General features: G+C 60.9%; 4 protein-coding genes and 1 pseudogene. 4 read left to right on the top strand and 1 reads right to left on the bottom strand.

Annotation, left to right across the window (positions count from 1 at the left end; genetic code table 11):
• Positions 1-76 precede the first annotated feature (76 nt).
• The 4 genes from nuoK to ABJK70_RS18960 all read left to right on the top strand — a co-directional run bounded on the left by nuoK (position 77) and on the right by ABJK70_RS18960 (position 5525).
• A complete protein-coding gene (gene nuoK / locus ABJK70_RS18975) occupies positions 77-388 on the top strand; it encodes an NADH-quinone oxidoreductase subunit NuoK (RefSeq protein ID WP_077731732.1) in 312 nt (103 codons plus the stop codon).
• Between the two features lie 330 nt (positions 389-718).
• On the top strand, positions 719-2551 hold the full coding sequence (gene nuoL, locus ABJK70_RS18970; protein ID WP_077731731.1) for an NADH-quinone oxidoreductase subunit L: 1833 nt from the start codon (positions 719-721) through the stop codon (positions 2549-2551).
• Complete coding sequence (nuoM, locus tag ABJK70_RS18965; protein ID WP_347258775.1) at positions 2551-4077, top strand: NADH-quinone oxidoreductase subunit M; 1527 nt, start codon at positions 2551-2553, stop codon at positions 4075-4077. Before nuoL ends, nuoM begins: the two co-directional genes overlap by 1 nt.
• Positions 4074-5525: an NADH-quinone oxidoreductase subunit N gene (locus ABJK70_RS18960; protein ID WP_347258774.1), complete on the top strand. Its 1452-nt coding sequence runs from the start codon at positions 4074-4076 to the stop codon at positions 5523-5525. Before nuoM ends, ABJK70_RS18960 begins: the two co-directional genes overlap by 4 nt.
• A gap of 15 nt (positions 5526-5540) precedes the next feature.
• On the opposite strand, the pseudogene ABJK70_RS18955 reads toward ABJK70_RS18960, so the two are convergent.
• Positions 5541-5648: pseudogene (locus ABJK70_RS18955) on the bottom strand (IS110 family transposase); the annotation flags it as partial.

Below are 5648 nucleotides of genomic sequence, written 5' to 3'. Positions count from 1 at the left end.
CAGTGGAATTGGCGTCCATGCTTCTCCTGGCCGGATTGGTCGGGGCTTATCACTTGACCCGGCAGGAGGTGAAGAAATGAACGGAACCATTCCCGAGGCACACGGACTGCTGTTGGCGGCCGTCCTGTTCGCGCTGGGGCTTACCGGTGTTCTGGTGCGGCGCAACCTGATCTTCATGCTGATCTCCCTGGAAATCATGCTGAATTCGACCGGGCTCGCTTTCATCGTCGCCGGCTCGCGCTGGAATCAGGCGGACGGGCAAATCATGTTCCTGCTGGTGCTTGCGATGGCGGCGGCGGAAGTAGGCGTGGCCATGGGCTTGGTGACGCAGATTTATCATCGGTTCGAGACCTTGGATGTGGACGCTTTGAGCCGGATGAAGGGTTGAGTGCCGCTGCCGTGAAACCGATCGGCTGGATGGATCAAAAACATCGACGCCGTGAAGGGGTCGGATTTTAGAAGATTTTTCACCGCCATCTTGCGACATGGTTGGTATAGGAAACGCCGCCCTACACCCCGCAAAATGGAGGCCGAAAGAGTTGTAGGTCGGCAATCCTTTGCCGACAAATCCTGCGTCGGCAAAGGATTGCCGACCTACAGCAGCTTCGGGCGTACACCACATTGGTACATGCGCTCGCAAGGAAACCGAGGGACGGGGGCATTCCCCTGAAAAGCGATAGAAGCAGGACAACCCTTTAACTAACAAGGAGAAATACGGGTGCTGAACTACTTGGGTCTTATTCCGCTTTTCCCATTGATCGGTTTTCTGATTCTGGTGGCGAGTCAGGGGAATATGCCGAGGCGCTGGGTGCCCTGGATCGGCGCCGGATCCGTCGGGTTGTCGGCGGTGCTCGCGGCGCTGGTCGGCATCGAGTTCTTGAGCGGCTCGCTCGAACCCTACCGTCAGACGCTGTGGACCTGGATGCGAGTGGGCCATTTCGCATCCGGCTTCTCGCTTTATCTCGACGCCTTGTCGCTGAACATGATGTTCGTGGTGACCGGCGTCGGATTTCTCATCCATGTCTACTCGGTCGGCTTCATGGCGGACGATGCCGGCTACGCCCGTTTCTTCGCGTACATGAATCTTTTCGTATTCGCCATGCTAGTCCTGGTTTTGGCGGACAACCTGGTGCTGTTGTACCTGGGCTGGGAGGGCGTCGGTCTGTGCAGCTATCTTCTGATCGGCTTCTGGTACGAGAATCCGGAGAACGGCGCGGCGGCCCGGAAGGCTTTCGTGATGACGAGGGTAGGCGATACGGCGATGGCGATAGGCCTGTTTCTTCTGTTCGCGCGGCTCGGCACCCTGGACATTCAAGCACTCTTGAACAGAGCCTCCGCGGCCTGGCCGGTCGGCTCCGGTATGGCCGCGCTCGCCGCCCTGCTGCTATTGGGCGGCGCGGTCGGCAAGTCGGCCCAATTGCCGCTGCAAACCTGGCTGCCCGACGCCATGGCCGGTCCGACGCCGATCAGCGCCCTGATCCACGCCGCGACCATGGTTACCGCCGGGGTTTATCTGATCGCCCGCACCCACACCCTGTTCGAACTGGCGCCCGCAGTGCTGCAATTGGTCGCCGCGGTCGGTGCCGTCACCCTGCTGATCGCGGGTTTCACCGCGCTGACCCAGCGCGATATCAAGCGGATTCTGGCGTACTCCACCATCAGCCAGATCGGTTACATGTTTCTGGCGCTGGGGGTGACCGCGTTCTCGTCGGCGATTTTTCATCTGACGACCCACGCCTATTTCAAGGCGCTCCTGTTCCTCGCCGCCGGAGCGGTGATTCACAGCTATCACCACGAACACGACATCTTCCGCATGGGAGGACTCAGAAAACGGCTGCCGATCGCGTTTTGGAGCTTCGTCATCGGCAGCGCCGCCCTGACCGCTCTGCCGTTCACCTCGGGCTATTTCAGCAAGCACGAGATCCTGGCTTCCGCCTTCCATGCGGAGAACGGCTTCTGGTTCTGGGCTGCCGGAACGCTAGGGGCGCTGTTGACCGGCATCTACAGCTTTCGGCTGGTGTTCATCGCCTTTTTCGGCCCGGAAAACGAGCGGGCTTCGGAGCATCTCGGGTTCGCCATGAGTGTCCCGCTCATCCTGCTGGGCGCACTGGCCTTGCTGGGCGGATTTGTTTCCATGCCGCTGGGTTCGGTGTTTCCGAGATCCGAACCGGGCGAGTTGGGATTGATCGCCGGGATCTTCACCGATCTGGCGCCGCTCGTCGGTGTGGGTATCGCGGTTCTCCTCTATCTGCTCCGAACCTACCCGGTCGAAGCCCTGACGGAAACCCGATGGGGCGATATGCTGCACCGCTTCTGGTTTAGCGGCTGGGGATTCGATTGGCTGTACGGAAAGCTGCTGGTCAACCCGTTCCGCTGGCTGGCCGCCGTCAATAGCAGCGATATCGCGGACGATATCTACCGGGGGATCGCGGCCGCCAGCCAGTATGCGCATCGCGCGTTCGCCGCCACCCAAACCGGACAATTGCGCTGGTATGTCGCCGCTTTCACGGGGGGAACCGTGTTGGCCATCGCGCTGGGGATTTTGTCGTGATGCTCGCAGCGCTGATTCTGGTGCTGGCGGTCGGCGGCCTGCTCGCCTGGCAGGCGGAGCGCTACGGTGCGAACGCCCCCCGCTGGATCGCCCTCATGACGTTGATAGTGGACGGGGCGTTGCTGATCCCTTATTTCGCCGGCGGCTTTCCCGAAGCCGGCGTTTGGCTGGACGATATCCGCCTGCACTGGATACCCCGCTTCGGCATCAGCTTTCATCTCGGACTGGACGGCGTCAGTCTGTTGCTGGTCGTCTTGACGGTTTTTCTCGGTCTCATGGCCGTGGCGGCGTCCTGGACCGAGATCAGGGAGCGGGTGGGGTTTTTTCACTTCAATCTCCTGTGGACGCTGGCCGGTGTGCTGGGAGTGTTCCTCGCGCTGGATCTGTTTCTGTTCTTCGTGTTCTGGGAAATCATGATCGTACCCATGTATTTCCTGATCGCGCTGTGGGGACACGAGAACCGGGCTTACGCGGCGATCAAGTTCTTTTTGTTCACTCAGGTCTCGGGACTCTTGATGTTGCTGGCCATGGTGGTTCTGGTGATCATCCATCAACGAGATGCCGGCGTTTATACCTTCGACTACTTCGACCTCTTGCAGACGAGTCTCGAGCTCAATACCGCCTGGTGGCTGATGCTGGGATTCTTCATCGCCTTCACCGTAAAGCTGCCGGGCGTGCCGTTCCATACCTGGCTGCCGGACGCGCACACCCAGGCGCCGACCGGGGGCAGCGTCATTCTGGCGGGGGTGATGCTGAAAACCGGCGCCTATGGCTTGCTGCGTTTCGTGATCCCGCTGTTTCCCGAAACCGTTGCCGATTTTTCCCCCATCGCGATGGGATTGGGCGTGGCCGGCATTCTTTATGGCGGCATGCTCGCTTTCGCGCAGTCGGACATGAAGCGACTGGTCGCTTACAGCAGTGTCAGCCACATGGGGTTCGTGCTGGTCGGGCTGTTTGCCTGGAATGCGCTGGCGCTGCAAGGAGTGGTGATTACCTTGCTGGCCCACGGCATTTCGTCGGCCGCCCTGTTCGTCCTGGCCGGCGCGGTGCAGGAGCGCATCCATACCCGCGACATGAATCGGATGGGCGGGTTATGGACCGATGTGCCGCGCATGGCGGCCATCGGATTGTTCTTTTCCGTGGCTGCGCTCGGCATGCCGGGGCTCGGCAATTTCATCGGCGAGTTCCTGGTGCTGCTGGGCGCTTACCGGGTGGATGCCGCCATGACGGCAGCCGCGGCCTTGGGTTTGATCATAGCGCCGGTTTATTCGCTGATTCTGATTCAACGGGCTTTCCACGGCGAAACGCGGGAGATTCATCGAATCCGCGATTTCGGCGCGCGCGAATTGGCCCTGATGGGTTTTTTGATCGTGGCGACGGTTTGGATCGGGATGTATCCGCAGTCCATGCTGGACGTCTCCGATACGTGGCTGAAGAATAGTTTGAGAGGCTGGGGAGAGGGCGTCGCCCAGCCGAATGATTCGCAACCGCCGGGCGAGCGTTTGGCGGATCGGGGAGAGCCATGATCACCACAACCGATCTTCTCGCGCTTTTGCCTTTGATCGTGCTGTCGGCCGTGGCGGTGATCGTGATGCTGGCCATCGCCGTACACCGCAATCATCGTCTCGCCTTCCTCCTGACGGTCGCCGGCATTCTGATCTCGCTGATCACGGTCCCGCTGGTTTCGGATCTCGTGCCGAGGCTGATCACGCCGCTCGTGCTGGTGGATCGCTACGCCCTGGTCTTTACCGTCATGGCCTACGCCGCGGGCCTGGTCGCGGCGGTGCTGTGCTGGGAGTATTTCCGCGTTCGCGAGGGCCACCAGGAAGAAGTATATCTGCTGATTCTGACGGCGCTGCTGGGTGCCGGAGTTCTGGCGGCCGCCCATCATTTTGCGTCGTTCTTCCTGGGGCTCGAGATCCTCAGCGTGTCGCTGTTCGCGCTCATCGCCTATCCGCTGCGCGAAATCCGGGCGTTGGAAGCGGGCATCAAATATCTCGTGCTGTCCGGCGTAGCCTCGGCCTTCCTGCTGTTCGGCATGGCCTTGGTCTACGCCGAGACGGGCACCATGGAGTTCGCGGTCTTGGGCGGGAGGCCCGGAACCTTTCCTTCCGTCATCGGAACCATTCTGATCCTGGTGGCCGTGGGTTTCAAACTATCGCTGGTGCCCTTTCATCTGTGGACCGCCGACGTCTATCAAGGGGCGCCGGCGCCGATCACGGCCCTGCTCGCCACGGTTTCCAAGGGCTCGGTTTTTATCCTGCTGCTGCGCTACGGACTGGAAAGCGGCGTTTTTCGCGTTCCGGTGGTGAGCGTACTTCTGGCCTTGATCGCCGTGGTTTCCATGCTGGTGGGCAATTTTCTCGCCTTGCGGCAGAACAATGTCAAGCGCATTCTGGCCTATTCCTCGATAGGTCACATGGGCTATCTGCTGGTGGCGCCGGTCGCGGCGAACGTCGTTGGCGGAAACTTGGCGGCCGAGGCGCTGCTGGTTTATCTCGCCGCTTATTTCGCCATGACGCTGGCGGCATTCGGCGTGGTGACGGTGATGAGTCCGGCCGATCGCGAAGCGGAGGAGTTGGACGATTATACCGGCCTGTTCTGGACTCGTCCCTGGCTCGCGACCGTGTTCAGCGTGGCGCTCCTCTCTCTGGCCGGCATACCGCTGACCGCCGGTTTCATCGGCAAGTTCTATTTGTTCACCGCCGGAAGTCAGGGGGCGCTCTGGATGTTGCTGGGCGCGCTCATCATCGGCAGTGGGCTGGGGCTCTACTATTACATCCGCATCGTCTTTCAAATGGCCCAAGCGCCCGCCGCGCTGCAAGCGAGACCGGAGGCCCGGCCGGTCGGGGCGCATCTGGTGCTGGCGATATTGCTTCTCCTGATTTTCGGCCTGGGGGTTTACCCGGCTCCCTTCATCGATCTGCTGCATCCGGAGATCAACGTTCCGAAGCAAAGCGCCGCGCAGCAGTAGATACCGTCTTAGAAATCACGATGCAAGCCCATGATTGGGATCGAACGGTCGGCCGGACTTAAGGACGCCGTAGGCCAGGACGAGGAGCTTGCGCATGGCGGCGCCGACGATGAGTTTGCCGTT

The organism is Methylocaldum sp., assembly GCF_039794385.1.
In the GTDB taxonomy this organism is placed as follows: domain Bacteria; phylum Pseudomonadota; class Gammaproteobacteria; order Methylococcales; family Methylococcaceae; genus Methylocaldum.
This window is presented reverse-complemented; position numbering and strand designations above follow the sequence as displayed.